The 15,878-nt window shown below is 73.6% G+C and carries 14 protein-coding genes; 4 read left to right on the top strand and 10 right to left on the bottom strand.

What is annotated here, in order from left to right; translation table 11 throughout:
- Positions 1 to 30: 30 nt before the first annotated feature.
- Positions 31 to 594 carry a TetR/AcrR family transcriptional regulator gene (locus IEZ20_RS14810; protein ID WP_189298367.1) on the top strand — a complete coding sequence of 188 codons (564 nt, stop codon included), beginning with the start codon at positions 31 to 33 and terminating at the stop codon, positions 592 to 594.
- 88 nt (positions 595 to 682) lie between these two features.
- Here the strand turns inward: IEZ20_RS14810 and IEZ20_RS14805 are convergent, their stop codons facing one another.
- Positions 683 to 1,867, bottom strand: a complete 1,185-nt coding sequence (locus IEZ20_RS14805) for a glutathionylspermidine synthase family protein (protein WP_189298365.1) — start codon at positions 1,865 to 1,867, stop codon at positions 683 to 685.
- 13 nt (positions 1,868 to 1,880) lie between these two features.
- On the bottom strand, positions 1,881 to 2,312 hold the full coding sequence (locus IEZ20_RS14800) for a hypothetical protein (RefSeq protein WP_189298364.1): 432 nt from the start codon (positions 2,310 to 2,312) through the stop codon (positions 1,881 to 1,883).
- 117 nt (positions 2,313 to 2,429) lie between these two features.
- Between IEZ20_RS14800 and IEZ20_RS14795 the strand changes: the two genes are divergently transcribed.
- A complete protein-coding gene (locus IEZ20_RS14795; protein ID WP_189298554.1) occupies positions 2,430 to 3,260 on the top strand; it encodes a hypothetical protein in 831 nt (276 codons plus the stop codon).
- An 80-nt stretch (positions 3,261 to 3,340) separates the two neighbouring features.
- Here the strand turns inward: IEZ20_RS14795 and IEZ20_RS14790 are convergent, their stop codons facing one another.
- The 3 genes from IEZ20_RS14790 to pdxR form a co-directional block, all read right to left on the bottom strand.
- Positions 3,341 to 5,191 carry a caspase family protein gene (locus tag IEZ20_RS14790; RefSeq protein WP_189298363.1) on the bottom strand — a complete coding sequence of 617 codons (1,851 nt, stop codon included), beginning with the start codon at positions 5,189 to 5,191 and terminating at the stop codon, positions 3,341 to 3,343.
- Positions 5,188 to 5,580 (bottom strand): hypothetical protein, encoded by a 393-nt coding sequence (locus tag IEZ20_RS14785; RefSeq protein ID WP_189298362.1) that lies wholly within the window; start codon positions 5,578 to 5,580, stop codon positions 5,188 to 5,190. Before IEZ20_RS14785 ends, IEZ20_RS14790 begins: the two co-directional genes overlap by 4 nt.
- A 124-nt stretch (positions 5,581 to 5,704) precedes the next feature.
- The gene (gene pdxR / locus IEZ20_RS14780; protein WP_189298361.1) at positions 5,705 to 7,096 is read right to left on the bottom strand and encodes a MocR-like pyridoxine biosynthesis transcription factor PdxR; all 1,392 of its coding nucleotides are present in this window, start codon (positions 7,094 to 7,096) and stop codon (positions 5,705 to 5,707) included.
- Between the two features lie 46 nt (positions 7,097 to 7,142).
- On the opposite strand from pdxR, the gene IEZ20_RS14775 reads away from it, so the two are divergent.
- Both IEZ20_RS14775 and IEZ20_RS14770 read left to right on the top strand, forming a co-directional pair.
- Positions 7,143 to 7,643, top strand: coding sequence for a carboxymuconolactone decarboxylase family protein (locus IEZ20_RS14775; RefSeq protein WP_189298360.1), 501 nt, complete (start codon positions 7,143 to 7,145; stop codon positions 7,641 to 7,643).
- Entirely contained in the window at positions 7,640 to 8,362 is a 723-nt protein-coding gene (locus tag IEZ20_RS14770; protein ID WP_189298359.1) for an isocitrate lyase/PEP mutase family protein, read from the top strand. Before IEZ20_RS14775 ends, IEZ20_RS14770 begins: the two co-directional genes overlap by 4 nt.
- A gap of 6 nt (positions 8,363 to 8,368) precedes the next feature.
- Here the strand turns inward: IEZ20_RS14770 and IEZ20_RS14765 are convergent, their stop codons facing one another.
- The 5 genes from IEZ20_RS14765 to IEZ20_RS14745 form a co-directional block, all read right to left on the bottom strand.
- Positions 8,369 to 9,322 carry an ABC transporter substrate-binding protein gene (locus IEZ20_RS14765; protein ID WP_189298358.1) on the bottom strand — a complete coding sequence of 318 codons (954 nt, stop codon included), beginning with the start codon at positions 9,320 to 9,322 and terminating at the stop codon, positions 8,369 to 8,371.
- A 1-nt stretch (position 9,323) separates the two neighbouring features.
- Positions 9,324 to 11,261 (bottom strand): ABC transporter permease, encoded by a 1,938-nt coding sequence (locus IEZ20_RS14760; protein ID WP_189298357.1) that lies wholly within the window; start codon positions 11,259 to 11,261, stop codon positions 9,324 to 9,326.
- Entirely contained in the window at positions 11,261 to 12,511 is a 1,251-nt protein-coding gene (locus IEZ20_RS14755) for a quaternary amine ABC transporter ATP-binding protein (protein ID WP_189298356.1), read from the bottom strand. Before IEZ20_RS14755 ends, IEZ20_RS14760 begins: the two co-directional genes overlap by 1 nt.
- Positions 12,508 to 14,046: a GMC family oxidoreductase gene (locus tag IEZ20_RS14750; protein ID WP_189298354.1), complete on the bottom strand. Its 1,539-nt coding sequence runs from the start codon at positions 14,044 to 14,046 to the stop codon at positions 12,508 to 12,510. Before IEZ20_RS14750 ends, IEZ20_RS14755 begins: the two co-directional genes overlap by 4 nt.
- Before the next feature lie 194 nt (positions 14,047 to 14,240).
- A complete protein-coding gene (locus IEZ20_RS14745; RefSeq protein ID WP_189298352.1) occupies positions 14,241 to 15,761 on the bottom strand; it encodes an aldehyde dehydrogenase family protein in 1,521 nt (506 codons plus the stop codon).
- Positions 15,762 to 15,878: the final 117 nt, after the last annotated feature.

Raw genomic sequence — 15,878 nt, 5'->3', positions numbered from 1 at the left:
ACGGCCGTTCTCTACGTCAAGGAGCCCCGGATGCCCGCCCCGATCACCGAGGAACAGACGCGCCTGGACCGTACGGCCCTCCTTGACGCGGCGGAGGGGCTCTTCTACGCGCACGGCATCCAGGCGGTCGGGATGGACCGGGTCCGCGAGGCCTCCGGCCTGCCCCTGAAGCGGATCTACCGGCTCTTCGCCACCAAGGAGGACCTGGTGGTCGCCATGCTCCGGCGACGCGACCGGCGCTGGCGCGAGAGCCTGGCCGCGCACGTGGAGAGCGTCCAGGACCCCCGCGGACGGGTGCTGGCGGTCTTCGACTGGCTCGCCGGCTGGTTCGCCGAGCCCGGCTTCCGCGGCTGCGCCTGGATCAACGCCCACGGCGAACTCGGCTCCGCGTCCGAGCCGGTCCTGGCCGAGGTCCGCGCCCACAAACAGGCCTTCCACGACCAGCTGGCGGCCTGGGTGCACGCCGCGGGCACCCAGCCGGCCGAACCGGTGTACCTGCTCGCCGAGGGCGCCATCGTCACGGCGGGCATCACCGGCGACCCGGCCCCGGCGCGGCACGCGCGGGCGGCGGTGGAGAGGCTGCTCGGGGGGTAGGGGTTCGGGCGGGGTCAGCCCTGGTCCGGCCTGGTCCGGCCCGGTTCCGCCTGGTTCGGCCCGGTTCGGCCTGGTCCGGGCGAACCCCCTAGAGGATCACGTGGGGCAGGAAGCGGGCGTACTCGTCGGTGACCAGGCCGGTCGACTCGCGGATGCCGAGGCCCGCCGGTTCGTCCTGGACGACCCAGGCGCCGAGGACCACGTGGTTGCCGTCGAAGGCGGGCAGGGGGGCCAGCTGCTGGTAGCAGCAGGGCTCGTCGCGCGGGACGGCCGGTGCGCCCGGGGGGTGGAGGGTGACGCCCTCGCCCTCCCGGCCGAGGAGGGGCTTGGCGACGTAGCCGGTGGTGCCGGCCAGGTCGCGGGGGCCGTCCAGGTAGGCGGGGAGCAGGTTGGGGTGGTCCGGGTACAGCTCCCAGAGGATCGGCAGCAGGGCCTTGTTGCTCAGGAGCATCTTCCAGGCCGGTTCGATCCACAGGGTGCTGCCGGTGCCGCCGCCGTTGTCCAGGGTGTCCAGGACGTGCCCGCCGAAGGCGTCGGTGGTGAGCCACTCCCACGGGTAGAGCTTGAAGATGCCGCGGATGAACCGGAGCTGGTTGTCCACGAAGCGGCCGGAGAGGCTGTCCCAGCCGATCTCCTCCATGGCCAGCCAGTCGGTGGTCAGGCCGGCCTGCTCGGCGGTCTCCTTGAGGTAGGCCACCGTCATCAGGTCCTCGCCGAGTTCGTCGGCGGCGGAGTGCGCGAAGTGCAGCGGGCTGCCGGGCGGGAGGAGCGCGGACTGGGCGCGCCAGGCCTCCACCAGGCGTTCGTGCAGGGAGTTCCACTGGTCGGCGCCGGGGAATCGATCCTCCATCCAGAACCACTGCGGGGAGGCGGCCTCGACCAGGGACGTGGGGGTGTCCGCGTTGTACTCCAGCAGCTTCGCCGGGCCCGTCCCGTCGTAGCGGAGGTCGAAACGGCCGTAGACGGAGGGGAGTTCGGCGCGGCGGTGCCAGGACTCGGTGACCGCCGCGGCCACCCGCGGGTCGGTGATGCCGAGGTCGGCGAGCCGGTCCTCGGCCACGATGTGACCGGCCGCCGCGAGGCACATGCGGTGCAGTTCCCCGACGGTCTCCTCCAGCGCCTCGACCTCCTCCAGGGAGAAGACGTAGCAGGCGCTCTCGTCCCAGTAGGGGCGCAGTGAACCGTCGGGGTGGCGGGTGAGCGGGTAGACCAGGCCCTGGGCCTCGACGGTCTGCTGCCAGCCGGGGCGGGGGGTGAGGGTACGGCGTTCCATGGGTGCGTTCCGGTCAGCCGCCGGAGCTGCCCTTGCCGCCGCCGAAGCCGCCGCGGTGCACTCCGCCGACCCCGCTGTGGTGGTCGTCGTCATCGTCGTACGAGCCGCTGCCCGAGCCCCCGCCGGGCTTGGTGAAGGAACCGCCGTCGACCCAGCCGTCCTCCTCCTCGCCCTCGTAGTACCAGGCGGCGTCGACCTTCTTCTTGAGGGTCTTCTTCCCGCCGGCCGTCCCGCCCGTCCTTCCCGTGGTCTTCGGCGAGCCGCTCGTCGTCGTCTTGCAGTTCTTGTCCGCGACGACCTTGTAGCCCTTGGCGAGGTGGTAGCTGTCGCGGTCGACGCAGCGCTTGTCCGGGTCGGACGAGCAGGCGGTGAGGGCGGCGGCCAGCAGGCCCATGCCGCCGAGGACCACCGTGCCGGACCGCAGTGGCCGACGTGTGCGCTCCATGGTTGTCTCCCCCGTCAGGTGTCGTGTTCCGGCGGTCAGCCTAGAGACCGGTGAGAGTGCCCCCGGCAGGGGGTCCGTCGCCGCCCGCTCGCCTAGAGTCGCTTCGTGCTCTTCGGAATGGTGTGTGCCCTGGGTGCCGCGGTCTGCTTCGGTACGGCGACGGTGTTGCAGGCGGTGGCGGCGCGGGCGGCGGGCGCCGGAAGCGGTGGCGGCGGGGACGCGGCCCTGCTGCTGCGGGCGCTGCGGCAGTGGCGGTACCTCGCCGGACTCGGGCTGGACGGGCTGGGGTTCGTGCTCCAGGTCGCCGCCCTGCGGTCGGTGCCGATCTACGCGGTCGGCGCGGCGCTGGCGGCGAGCCTGGCGGTGACGGCGGTGGTGGCGGCGCGGCTGCTGCGGGTCCGGCTGAGCGGGCCGGAGTGGGCCGCGGTGGGGGTGGTGTGCGCGGGACTCGCCCTGCTGGGGCTGGCCTCGGGCGCCGAGGGCGACCGGAGCGGGCCGGACTGGCTGCGGTACGCGATGGTGGCGGCCGCGGTGGCCGTGCTGCTGCTCGGCGGGGTCGGCGGGCGCCTGTCGGGCCGGGGGCGGGCGCTGCTGCTGGGGCTCGGCGCCGGGTTCGGGTTCGGGGTGGTGGAGGTGACGGTACGGCTGGTCGACTCCCTGCGGCCGGCGGATCTGCTGGCCGATCCGGCGACGTACGCGCTGCTGCTCGGCGGCGGTGCCGCGTTCCTGCTGCTCACCTCGGCGCTCCAGCGGGGGTCGGTGACGACCGCGACGGCCGGCCTGGTGCTGGGTGAGACGGTCGGGCCGGCCGCGGTGGGGGTCGTCTGGCTCGGGGACCGCACGCGGGACGGGCTGTCCTGGGTCGCGGCGCTCGGGTTCGCCGTTGCCGTGGCGGGGGCGCTGGCACTGGCACGGTTCGGGGAGGCACCCGCGGAGCCGGTGGAGTAGGAGCGTCCACGGGGCGGGGGGCCGGGTCCGCCGGGCGCGGGGCGCGCCGCGGGCCGGAGACCTCCCGGCTGCTGAAGCCGTCACCAGTAGGGGCTGCCCACCCAGTAGGCGGTGTACGCCAGGACGGCCAGGATCAGCGCCGGGATCGCCAGAGCCTTCGCGAGCGAGGTCAGGGTGCGTATGCCGGTCGCCGCCTTCCTCTCGTAGCGCTCCCGCCGCACCCGCAGGTCGTGCCGGGCGAACCCGCCGAGTGCCAGCGCCGCTGCGGCGGTGATCAGGGACACGGTGAGCGGCGTGAGCGCTCCGTGCTCCGCGATGTCGTCCTCGATGTTGCCGTACACCCCCTCCCCGCCTCGTTCCACGACGGCCGCCACCGCCGCCTGGACGGCCAGGACGAGCGTGATGGCCGCGGTGCCGGCGAGGGCGAGGGCGGCGGCGGCGCATGCCGGCGCCCGGCGGGTCCCGGCAGGGGGCACGGTCGCCGGCCGGCCTGGCGCGGTCGCGGAGTTCGAGGGCGGTGACGTCGGAGGCCCGGAGCCGGGAGACGGGCCGTGCGAGGGCTCGATGATCGCCATGTTCGGCTCGCCCGGGGGCCGCTCGGGCTCATGCCGGCGGGGCGTGGGGCCGGCGGAGGGGCCGGATCCGGAACCCGCCGGGGGCCCGGACCTGTACGCCGGGCCCACCACCGCCTCGACGTGGATCATCGCCTCGTGGGCCACTCCCCTCAACACGATGTCACCGGACAGGTGGCCCTCGGCGGCCGTGTCGACGCGGACCTCCAGACCGTTCCCGGTCGGATCCACCCGCAGCCACGACTGCGTGGGCTGGGCCACGCAGTGACGGGCCAGCGGCGGACCGTGCATGGTCACGGCCTTCGCCGGCGGGGTCGACCCCTTCGGCACCTGCCCGAAGTCGAGGCGGTCCGCGGACGGCGCCAGACGGATGTCGCGCAGAGCGCGGCACGCCTCGCCGGCGATTTGCCGGATGTCGTTGCGCGCCACTTCCTCCAGGGTCTGCCGCGCCCCCTCCGCGATGGGCAGGGACTCGTCATGCAGACGGTTGCGCAGCTCCAGCACCGCGCCCAGGCGGGTGAGGACGTTGTCGCTGTCCAGGGCCGCCTGCAAGGCGAGCGGCGAGGGAACGGCGACGATCTTGATGTAGCCGCGTCGGCTGTGTGCCAGATGCAACTCGCCCTGCATCTCCACCGTCTTGCTCGGGGTCTGGTGGGGGTTCTGCTCCTGTACGTGCTCGTAGACGTAGTCGTACAGATCGTCGAGGGAGATCTCGCCGTCCCCGTCGAGGTCGGCCTCGCCTGTGCCCAGGCCCTGCACGACCGCGTGCGTGAAGACCGAGGGCCGTGGAGCGGAGTTCTCGGTGAGTTCGTCGTCCTCGAAGGCGTACTCCATGGAGTTGGACGCCGTGATGACGGCCCAGCCCCGCCCGCCGGCCGGTTTGTCCTTCCGGAAGGAGTCGAGGACGTTGACCTCCCCGGAAGCGCGCACGGCGGACGAGCCCCGGGAGAAGGCGCCGCCGTAGCAGCAGTCGAGGAACAGGACGGTGCGGCCCGCCCGGGTGCGGGACATGCACGCGCGGACGAACTGGGCCGGGATGGCGGTGGCGTCCAGCAGCCGGGGCTCGGTGTCACTGGCGGCGAAGTACAGTTCGCCGGACTCGCTCTTGAGGCCGTGACAGGAGAAGTGCAGCACGAGGGTGTCGTCACGGCGGCGGTCGTTGAAGAAGCCCTGGATGCGTCTGCGCATGAGGTCGGCCGAGGCGTTGCGCACGACCTGGACGTCGAAGTCGCCGATCTGTGGGTCGTGCAGCACCTCGGCGAGGGCCGCGGCGTCCTGGGCAGGCGCCCTGAGCTTCGTCAGTCCCTGGTCGCCGTAACGGTCGTTGGCGATGATCAGGGCGTGTCGGGCATCCGTCATGGCCGGTCCCCGGCCGTGGAACGGCGCCGGCTGAAGATCTCGAGCGCCTCCGCGACCTGCTCGTCGGTCGCCCCGGACATGTCCAGGACGTCCTCACCCATCTGCAGGCGCAACGACGGCCGCGCGTCATGACACCGGCCCAGCCATGACCGGAGCACGGACACCACCTGCTCCAGGGCTGCCACCGAACTGCCCAGGCCCACCAGAAGGGTGCCGATCTCACCGACGTCCACGGCTCGCGCTCCGGGCGGGGGCTGCCCGCGGGGCACCGCCGTGACGTCGTCCACGTCGAGAGCGAGAAGTTCTTCCCGCAGATAGCCGGTCAGCTCCGCCACGCGTTCGGCTTCCGCCCCCTCCTCGGACAGGAGGATCAGCAAGTGTCTGTCCACCGGCTCAGCCCCTTCGGTCGTGCGCTCAGGGGCGGCGCAGAGCGGACGATCCATGGCTCCACGTCCGCTTTCCCAGTCTCCGTCCGCAGCTGTGCACCGGCAAATCAGCTGGGGGGTGAGGCCCCTACGGCAGCACCCGGCACAGCGCCTCCAGTGCTGCCGCCCACGCGCTGTCCGGTGGTGTGCCGTAGCCGACGACCAGGGCGTCCAGGGGGTCGGTGACGGCCTGGGGGTGGCGGTGGGCGGAGAGGCCGTGGAGGGCCAGGTTCTGCCAGGCCGCCGCCTGGACCACCGACTCCTCCGTGCCGGGCGGGAGGCGCAGGACCGCGTGCAGGCCGGCCGCGATGCCCGTGACCCGCACCTCCGGCGCGCGCGTGGTGACGGCGGCGGTGAGGGCGTCGCGGCGGCGCCGGTAGCGCAGGCGGGAGGAGCGGACGTGGCGGTCGTACGCGCCGGAGGTGAGGAACTCCGCGAGGGTGAGCTGTTCGAGGACGCCGACGGTGTCGGCCTGGCCCTTGGCCGACACCGCCTCCGCGGCCAGGTCCGGGGGCAGCGCCATCCAGCCCAGCCGCAGTCCGGGCGCGAGCGACTTGCTGGCCGTGCCGAGGTAGACGACCCGGTCGGGGGCGAGGCCCTGGAGCGCGCCGACGGGCTGGCGGTCGTAGCGGAACTCGCCGTCGTAGTCGTCCTCCAGGACCAGCCCGCCCGTGCGGCGCGCCCACGCCACGACGGCGGCCCGGCGGTCGGGGTGCAGGGGCGTGCCCATGGGGAACTGGTGGGCGGGGGTCAGCAGGACCGCGCCCGCCTCGCCCGGCTCGCGGGGGTCCGTGCCGAGGCCGTCGTACGGCAGCGCGGGCGTGGCGAGGCCCGCGCCGCGCAGCAGGGCCCAGTGGACGTCGAGGCCGTACGACTCCACCGCCACCGTCCGCACCCCGCGGGCCCGCAGCACCTTGCCGAGGATGGTCAGGGCGTGCGAGAAGCCGGCGGTGACCACGATCGTGTCGGGGCCGGTGCGGACGCCGCGGGCGCGGGCGAGGTAGCCGGCGAGGGCGGTGCGCAGTTCGGGGCGGCCGCGCGGGTCGCCGTAGCCGAGGGCGTGGAAGGGGGCCGTGGCCAGGGCGCGGCGGGTCGCCTTGAGCCACTCGGTGCGGGGGAAGGCGGCGAGGTCGGGGGTGCCCGGGATCAGGTCGTGGCGGGGGCGGGCCGGGGTGCGGTGGGGGGCCGTCGGGGCGGTGCCCGGGGGCGTGGGCGTGCCGGTGGCCACCCGGGTCCCGGAGCCCTGGCGGGCGGTGAGCCAGCCCTCCGCGACCAGGTCGGCGTAGGCCTCGGCGACGGTGTTGCGGGCGATGCCGAGGTCGGCGGCGAGGGAGCGGGAGGAGGGCAGCCGGGTGCCGGGGGCCAGGCGGCCGGTGCGGACGGCGTCGCGCAGGGCGTCGGTGAGGCCGCGGCGCAGGCCGCCCGAGCCGCTCGGTTCGAGGTGCAGGTCGACGCCCAAAGTGGCCCAGGATCTCGCCATGGAAATGGACCATACTCCTGGGCTGCCCGGCTCCTAGGGTCGAGGCATGAGCACTGCACAGGAAACCGTCGAGTACGCCGCCGAAGAAGCCCCGCGACTGCGCTGGGCCGAGCACGCCCCCGAGGTCTACAAGGCGATGATCCGCCTGGACAGCGCGGCCCGGCAGGGCCTGGACCCCACGCTGTACGAGCTGGTGAAGATCCGCGCCTCGCAGCTCAACCACTGCGCGTTCTGCCTCGACATGCACACCAAGGACGCCCTCGCGGCCGGTGAGAGCGTCGAGCGGATCGTGCAGCTCAGCGCGTGGCAGGAGTCGCGGCACTTCTACACCGAGAAGGAGCTGGCGGCGATCGAGCTGACCGAGGCGGTCACCGTTCTGACCGAGGGCTTCGTGCCGGACGAGGTGTACGACAGGGCCGCCGGGCACTTCGAGGAGGAGGAGCTGGCCCGGCTGGTCGCCGCGATCACCGTGATCAACGCCTGGAACCGGTTCGGCGTGACCTTCCGGATGACGCCGGGGCACTACCGGCCCGGGCAGCACACGTGAGCGGGGCGGAGGCGTTCCGCGCGCTGCACCGGGGCCGGACGCCCGATGACCCGCTGGTCCTGCCGGGGCCCTGGGACGCGGCGAGCGCGCGGGTGTTCGCCGACGCCGGGTTCCCGGCGCTGGCCACGCCGAGCGCGGGGGTGGCCGCCTCCCTCGGGTACGAGGACGGGGCCACCCCGGCCGACGAGATGTTCGCGGCGGTCGGGCGGATCACGCGGGCCGTGGACGTGCCGGTGTCCGCGGACGTCGAGGGAGGGTACGGGCTCGCGCCGGAGGAGCTGGTCGAGCGGCTGCTGGAGGCGGGGGCCGTCGGCTGCAACCTAGAGGACTCCGACGGGGGTGTCCTCAAGGACCCGCACGCGCACGCCGGGTTCCTCGCCGAGGTACGGGCCGCCGCCGGCGACCGGCTGTTCGTCAACGCCCGCGTGGACACCTTCGTGCACGGCGACGGCGATCCCGAACGGGCCATCGAGCGGGCCGCGTTGTACGTCGCGGCGGGCGCGGACTGCGTGTACCCGATCCTCGCCCCGCCCGCCGTGCTGCCCCTGCTGCGGGCCGGGATCCAGGGCCCGCTGAACGCGCTGGCCCGCCTGGACGGGGACGGCCCCTCGCCCGCCGCGCTCGGCGGGCTCGGGGCCACCCGGATCACCTTCGGGCCGGGCCTCCAGCGGCGGGCCGCGGCCGCGCTGCGGGAGATCGCCGGCGGACTCGCGCCGTAGGCGGGTTCAGGACAGCCACTTCTTCCACACGTCGGGGTGGCCGTCCACCCACTTCCTCGCCGCCTCCTGCGGGTCCAGCTTCTGCTCGGCGATCATCAGGGAGACCTCGTTCTGGTCCTCCGTCGTCCACCGGAACCTCTTCAGGAAGGCCGCGGCCTTCCCGCCGGACTTCGCGAAGTCGGCGTTGAGGTACTTCTGCAGCGGGGTGTGCGGGTAGGAGCAGGCGACCTTCGCGGGGTCGGCGTCGCAGCCCTCCTTGTACGGCGGCAGCTTCACCTCCGTCATGGGCACCTTCTTGAACAGCCACTGCGGCGCGTACCAGTACGTCAGGAAGGGCTTCTTCTCCTTGGCGAACTGCTTCATCTGCGTGATCTGGGCCGCCTCGGAACCGGCGAAGACGACCTGGTAGTCCAGCTTCAGGTTCTTCACCAGGGCCTTGTCGTTGGTGACGTAGGACGGGGAGCCGTCCATCAGCTGGCCCTTGCCTCCGCTCTCCGCGGTGCGGAAGAGCGAGGCGTACTTGTTCAGGTTCCGCCAGTCCGTGATGTCCGGGTGCTCCTTGGCGAGGTACGTCGGCACGAACCAGCCGATGTGACCGGTCACCCCGAGGTCGCCGCCGCGCGCGATCGTCTTCTTGTCGGTGACGTACCGCTTCTCCTGGTCCGGGTGGCCCCAGTCCTCCAGGAGGGCGTCGACCCGGCCCTGGCTCAGCGCGTCCCAGGCGGGCACCTCGTCGACCTGGACGGTGTCGACGCGGTAGCCCAGCTTGTGCTCCAGGATGTACTGGGCGACGGCCACATTGGACTGCGCGCCCACCCAGGACTGCACGGACAGGGTGACGGTCTTCGAGCCGTGCGCGTTCGCGAACGGGCTGGCCTGCTTGGTCATGTCGGCGGCGCCGCAGCCGGTGGCCAGGGCCAGGACGGTGACGGCGGCCGGGACGGTCGTACGCAGGCGCATGTCAGGCTCCCTTCCCCGGGCGGCGCCCGGTCGGCTGGGTCACCCGGTCCAGCATCAGGCCCAGGCAGACGATGGCGGCACCGGCGACCAGGCCGGTCGCGAGGTCGCCCTGGGCGAGGCCGAAGGCGACGTCGTAGCCGAGGGCGCCGCCGCCGACCAGACCGCCGATGATGACCACGGCGAGGACCAGGACGACGCCCTGGTTGACGGCGAGCAGCAACGACCGCCTGGCCAGCGGGAGCTGGACCTGCCACAGCTGCTGGCGGCCGGTCGCGCCGAGCGAGCGCGCGGACTCCAGCGCGGCCTGGTCGACCTGGCGCAGGCCCTGCGCGGTGATCCGGACGACGGCCGGGAGGGCGTAGACGACGGCCGCGGCGACGGCGGGCGCACGGCCGACGCCGAACAGGGCGACGACCGGGATCAGGTACACGAACTGCGGCATCGTCTGGAAGACGTCCAGGACCGGGCGCAGGGCGCGGTCGACGCGGTCGCTGCGGGCGGCGGCGATGCCCGTGGCGAAGCCCAGCACGAGGGTGACGGCGACGGCGGCCAGCACCTGGGAGAGGGTGTCGAGCGTCGGCTCCCACACGCCGAGCACGCCGATCGCGGCCATGGCGAGGACGGCGGTCAGCGCGGTGCGCCAGGTGCCGATCAGCCAGGCCAGGGCGGCGACGATCAGCAGCACCGACCACCAGGGCAGCCACTGAAGGCCGTCGCGGACGGGGTCCAGGACCCAGGTGGTGAAGTGGGCCGCCCAGTCCGCGGTGCCGCCGACGACCGGGACGCCGGAGTAGAGGTGGGCGGTCATCCAGTCGACGGCGCGGTTGACCGGTCCGGCGATGTCCAGGGTGCCGCCGGCGGGCCAGTCGAGGGCGCCGAGGAGGCGGGTGGCGAGGGCGACGGCCGCGGTGACGGCGAGGGCGTACGGCCAGCCGACGGTGCGGGGGCGGGTCCCGCCGTCCCCGGCCGCCGCGGTCACGCGGTCCAGGACCACCGCGAGCAGCACGATCGGGATGCCGGCCGCGAGGGCCGCGCCGACGTCGACCGAGGCGAGTGCCTGGTAGACGCGGTCGCCGAGGCCGCCGGCGCCGATGACGGAGGCGATCACGGCCATGGACAGCGCCATCATGATCGTCTGGTTGAGGCCGAGGAGGAGTTCCTTGCGGGCCAGCGGGATACGGGCGGTCAGCAGCCGCTGGCGGCGGGTGGCGCCGAGCGACTCCACGGCCTCCAGGACTTCGGGGTCGGCACGGCGCAGGCCGAGCGCGGTGAGGCGGGCCATCGGCGGGGCGGCGTAGACGACGGTGGCGAGGACGGCCGCGGGGACGCCGATGCCGAAGACCAGGACGACGGGGAGGAGGTAGGCGAAGGCCGGGAGCACCTGCATGGTGTCCAGCACCGGGCGCAGGGCGCGGTCGAGGCGGTCGGAGAGGCCGGCGCCGAGGCCGAGGAGGGCGCCCACGGCGACGGAGGCGAGGACCGCCACGACCATCAGCGCGAGGGTCTGCATCGTCGGGACCCACATGCCCAGGGCTCCGCAGGCCAGGAAGGCGGTGGCCGTGCCGGCGGCCAGGCGGACACCGGCGACGCGCCAGGCGAGCAGGGCGGCGAACGCGGTCACGCCTGCCCAGCCCGCGGCGAGGAGGGTCAGGTAGACCACGCGGACGGCCCAGATGACGGCGTTGCTGACGTAGCCGAAGAAGTACAGGAACAGCGGGTGGCTGTCCCGGTTGTCCATGACCCAGTCGCTGGCCGCGGCGAGGGGTTTGTCGAGGTGGACGGTGAGGGCGTGGGGCCAGGTGGCCCCGGGCCAGTGGCCGGCCGCCCAGGGCGCCAGGACCGCGGCGAGGAGGGCGAGCAGGAGGAGCTTGCCCGCGGCTCGGCTCTTCAGGACGCGGGGGGCGCCGGCTTTGGAGGCGGGGACGGTGAGCGTGGCCATCAGACGGCCTCCGGGGTGGTGCGGGGGCCGGGGGACGTCGCTGGACCGCGCCCGGCGGGTGCCGCTTCCCCGGGGACGGGTGCCGGCCCGGCGGTACGGCGGCCCGCGGCTGCGGCGGGTGCGTCGTCCGCGGCTGCGGGGGCGTCGGTGTCCGCCACCGCGGTACGGGCCTCGCCCGTGGCCGCGGCGTCCACGCCTGCCACCACACCCAGGAGCTGCTCGTGGTCCACCACCCCGAGGCAGCGGCCCTCGTCCATGACGCGGGCGGGGGCGCCGGAGCGGGCCACGGCCTCGATGGCCTCGGCGACCGTGGCCTCCGGGCGTACGGCCGGGCCGCTGCCCAATTCGTCGGCCGACGCCGGGCGCATGGCCGTACCGACCGTCATCACCTGCTCGCGCGGCACGTCCCGGACGAACTCGCGGACGTAGTCGTCGGCCGGGTTGCCGACGATCTCCTCGGGGGTGCCCAGCTGGACCACCCGGCCGTCGCGCATGAGGGCGATGCGGTCGCCCAGTTTGAGGGCCTCGGCGAGGTCGTGGGTGATGAAGACCATCGTGCGGCCCTCTTCCCGGTGCAGGCGGGTCACCTCGTCCTGCATGTCGCGCCGGATGAGGGGGTCGAGGGCGCTGAACGGCTCGTCGAAGAGGAGGACCTCCGGGTCAACGGCGAGGGCGCGGGCGAGGCCCACCCGCTGGCGCTGGCCGCCGGAGAGCTGCCCGGGGCGGCGCTTCTCCATGCCTTCGAGGCCGACCTTGGCGATGAACTCGGCGGCCCGCTCACGGCGTTCGGACCTGCCGACGCCCTGGATCTCCAGGCCGTAGGCGACGTTGTCGAGGACCGTGCGGTGCGGGAGCAGGCCGAAGTGCTGGAAGACCATCGCGGCCCGGTGCCGGCGCAGCTCGCGCAGCCGGCCCCGGTCCATCGCGCGGACGTCCTCGCCGTCGATGGAGATCGTGCCCGCGGTCGGCTCGATCAGCCGGGTCAGGCACCGGACGAGGGTGGACTTGCCGGAGCCGGACAGGCCCATGACGACGAAGACCTCGCCCTTGCGGACGTCGAAGGAGACGTCCCGGACGGCGGCCGTGCAGCCGGTGCGGGAGCGGAGGTCGGCGGGAGAGAGCGCGGCCAGCTCAGGGTCGGCGGGGACGCGCTCCGGTTTCGGGCCGAACACCTTCCACAGGCCGGACACCGAGAAGACGGGGTCGGCGGCGGTGGTGGGCGGCTTACGGGTGGGAACGGTGAGGGTCATCGGGGGTCGCCTCCGATCAGGTCGACGGCCTTCTCCCCGACCATGAGCACCCCGATCATCGGGTTCACGGCGGTCATGGTGGGGAAGACGGACGCGTCGGCGATGCGAATGCCGTCGAGGCCCCGGATCCTCAGCTCCGGGTCGACCACGGCGAGTTCGTCGTCGGCGGCACCCATCCTGCAGGTGCCGGCCGGGTGGTAGACGGTGTGCGCGACCTTGCGGGCGTACTCGCTCAGCTCGGCGTCGCCGAGGATCTCCGGGCCGGGGCACACCTCGCGCTTGAGCCAGCCGGCCAGCGGCTCGGTCTTCGCGATCTCACGGGCGATGCGGATGCCGTCGACCAGGGTCCGGGCGTCGTAGTCGTCCTCGTCGGTGAAGTACCGGAAGTCGAGGGCCGGCTTGACGGAGGGGTCCGCGCTGGTGAGGTACAGGCGGCCGCGGCTCTTCGGCTTGGGGATGTTGGGGGTCATGGAGACGCCGAACTCCGGCCGCCGGTAGCCCAGTCGCTCCGGGTTGTCCGTGAACGGGATCTGGTAGAAGTGGAACATCAGGTCCGGGCCCGGGTGTCCGGGGTCGCGCTGGACGAACAGGCCCGCGTCGGAGTCCATCGCGGAGTTCTCCGGGATCGGGCCGTGGGTCTCCCAGACGATGACCGACTCGGGGTGGTCGAGCAGGTTCTCGCCGACGCCGGGCAGGTCGTGGACGACGGGGATGCCGAGCGCTTCGAGGTCCTGGCGCGGGCCGATGCCCGAGTGGAGCAGCAGCCGCGGGGAGTCGACGGCGCCGGCGCACAGCACGACCTCGTGGCGGGCGCGGACCAGCAGTTCCTCGCCGTCCTTGGTGCGCACGTGGACGCCCTCGGCGCGGGTGCCGGAAAGCTCCAGCCGGTACGCCCAGGTCTCCAGCAGGATCGTCAGGTTGGGGCGCTCGTCCATCACCGGGTGCAGGTAGGCCACGGAGGCGGAGGACCGCTTGTTGTTCTCGGGGTGGTAGGCGAGGTCGAAGAAGCCGACGCCCTCGGTGAACGGTGTGCGGTTGAAGCCCTCGACCCGGGGTACCCCGAGTGCCGACCGGGCGGCGTCGACGAAGTCGCGGGCGATGGCGTTCCGGTCCTTCTCGTCGACCGAGACGATGTTGTTCTTCAGACGGGCGAAGTAGGCCTCCATGGGGACGGCGCCCCAGCCCTTGGCGCCGGCGGCCTCCCACTCGTCCCAGTCGGAGGGCAGGGGCTTGAAGGAGATGAGGGTGTTGTGCGAGGAGCAGCCGCCGAGGACGCGGGCGCGGCTGTGCCGGATGTGGGAGTTGCCGCGGGGCTGCTCGACCGTCGGGTAGTCGTAGTCGAGTTCGCCGCCGAGCAGGCCCATCCAGCGGCGCAGGGTCAGGACGTCGTCGCGGCCGACGTCGCTCGGGCCGCCCTCGATGACGGCGACGGTGACGTCCGGGTTCTCGGTGAGGCGGGAGGCGATGACGGAGCCGGCGGTGCCGCCGCCGATGACGACGTAGTCGTAGACGTGCTCGCGGGCGGTGTGGGACATGGGGGTGCTACTCCAGGAGGCTCTTCTGGTGGCGGGGGGCTCTTCTGGTGGCGGGGGTTCTTCCGGTGCGGGGGTTTCTGGTGACGGGGGTTCTTCCGGTGCGGGGGTCTTGCGGCGGCGAGGGATCGTCGGGCGGCGAGGGTTTCCCGGTGCCGTGGGCTCGTCCGGTGGCGGGGGCGGTCCGGTGGCGGGGGTCAGCCGGCGAACCAGCGGACGGGCTTCGGCGCGAGGTTCTGGTAGACGTGCTTGGTCTCGCGGTACTCGGCGAGCCCGGCGGGGCCCAGTTCGCGCCCGGTGCCGCTCCTGCCGAAGCCGCCCCACTCCGCCTGCGGCAGGTAGGGGTGGAAGTCGTTGATCCAGACGGTGCCGTGCCGCAGCCGGGCGGCGACCCTGCGGGCCTTGGAGGCGTCGGCGCTCCACACGGCGCCCGCGAGGCCGTACTCGGTGTCGTTGGCCAGCGCGACCGCCTCCTCCTCGGTGCTGAAGGTCTCCACGGTGAGGACCGGGCCGAAGACCTCCTCGCGGACCACCCGCATCTCGCGGTGGCAGGCGTCGAGGACGGTCGGCTCGTAGAAGTAGCCGGACTCCGGTCGTACGTCGGAGGGTTCGGGCCGCTTGCCGCCGCAGCGGAGCACGGCACCCTCGGCGAGCGCGGAGGCGACGTACGCCTCGACCTTGGCGCGCTGCTGCTCGGAGACGAGCGGGCCGCACTCGACGCCGTCCTCGGTGCCGCGGCCGAGCCTGATCCGCTGGGCGCGGCGGGCGAGTTCGGTGACGAAGCGGTCCCTGACGGACTCCTCGACGATGAGGCGGGCGCCGGCCGAGCAGACCTGGCCGCTGTGGATGAAGGCCGCGTTGAGGGCCTGGTCGACGGCGGTGTCGAAGCCCTCGTCGGTGGCGCAGGCGTCGGCGAAGACGACGTTGGGGTTCTTGCCGCCGAGTTCGAGGGCGACCTTCTTGACGGTGGGCGCGGCGGCCTGGGCCACCTTGGTGCCGCTGACCAGGCCGCCGGTGAAGGAGACCAGGTCGACGTCGGGGTGCTCGGCGAGGCGGGCGCCGACGGTGTGGCCGGGGCCGGTGACGAGGTTGGCCACGCCCGCGGGGAGGCCGGCCTCGGTGAGCAGCTCGATCAGGGCGATCGTCGTCATCGGGGTGATCTCGCTGGGCTTGATCACGAAGGTGTTGCCGGCGGCGAGCGCCGGGGCGATCTTCCAGCTGGCCTGGAGCAGCGGGTAGTTCCAGGGGGTGATCAGCGCGCAGACGCCGACCGGTTCGTGGACGACCACGCTGTGGATGTCCGGCGAGCCCGCGTCGACGACCCGGCCCGGGGCCTCGGCGGCGACCAGGTCGGCGAAGTAGCGGAAGGCGTCGGCGACGCAGTCGATGTCGACGCGGCCCTCCTCGACGGTCTTGCCCGCGTCCCGGCTCTCCAGCAGGCCGAGTTCCTCGCGGTCGCGCACCAGGAGATCGGCGACGCGGCGCAGCAGGGCGGCGCGTTCGGCGACCGGGGTGCCCGGCCAGGGGCCGTGGTCGAAGGCCTGCCGGGCGGCGGCCACCGCGCGCTCGGCGTCCTTCTCGTCCCCCTCGGCGACCACGGCGAACGGCCGGGCGTCCGCGGGGTCGAGGATCTCCCGGGTCGCGCCGGAGACCGCCGTCAGCCACTCGCCGCCCGCGTGGATGGTCGCCTGTACCTGTCGTTCCGTTGTGTCCGCCATGATCGGTGTCGCCTTCCGTTCCTGTTCCGTGCCCGTACGTGACAGGGGTGCCTCGCGTGGGGACCGTCGCCGCCTGCCCAAGCCCTTCGCGTTGCATGCGCAATCGGTGGCCGAAAG

The sequence above is a fragment of the Streptomyces cinerochromogenes genome (assembly GCF_014648635.1).
In the GTDB taxonomy this organism is placed as follows: Bacteria; Actinomycetota; Actinomycetes; order Streptomycetales; family Streptomycetaceae; genus Streptomyces; species Streptomyces cinerochromogenes.
Note: the sequence above shows the minus strand (reverse complement) of the source record. Positions and strands in the feature narration are given on the sequence as shown.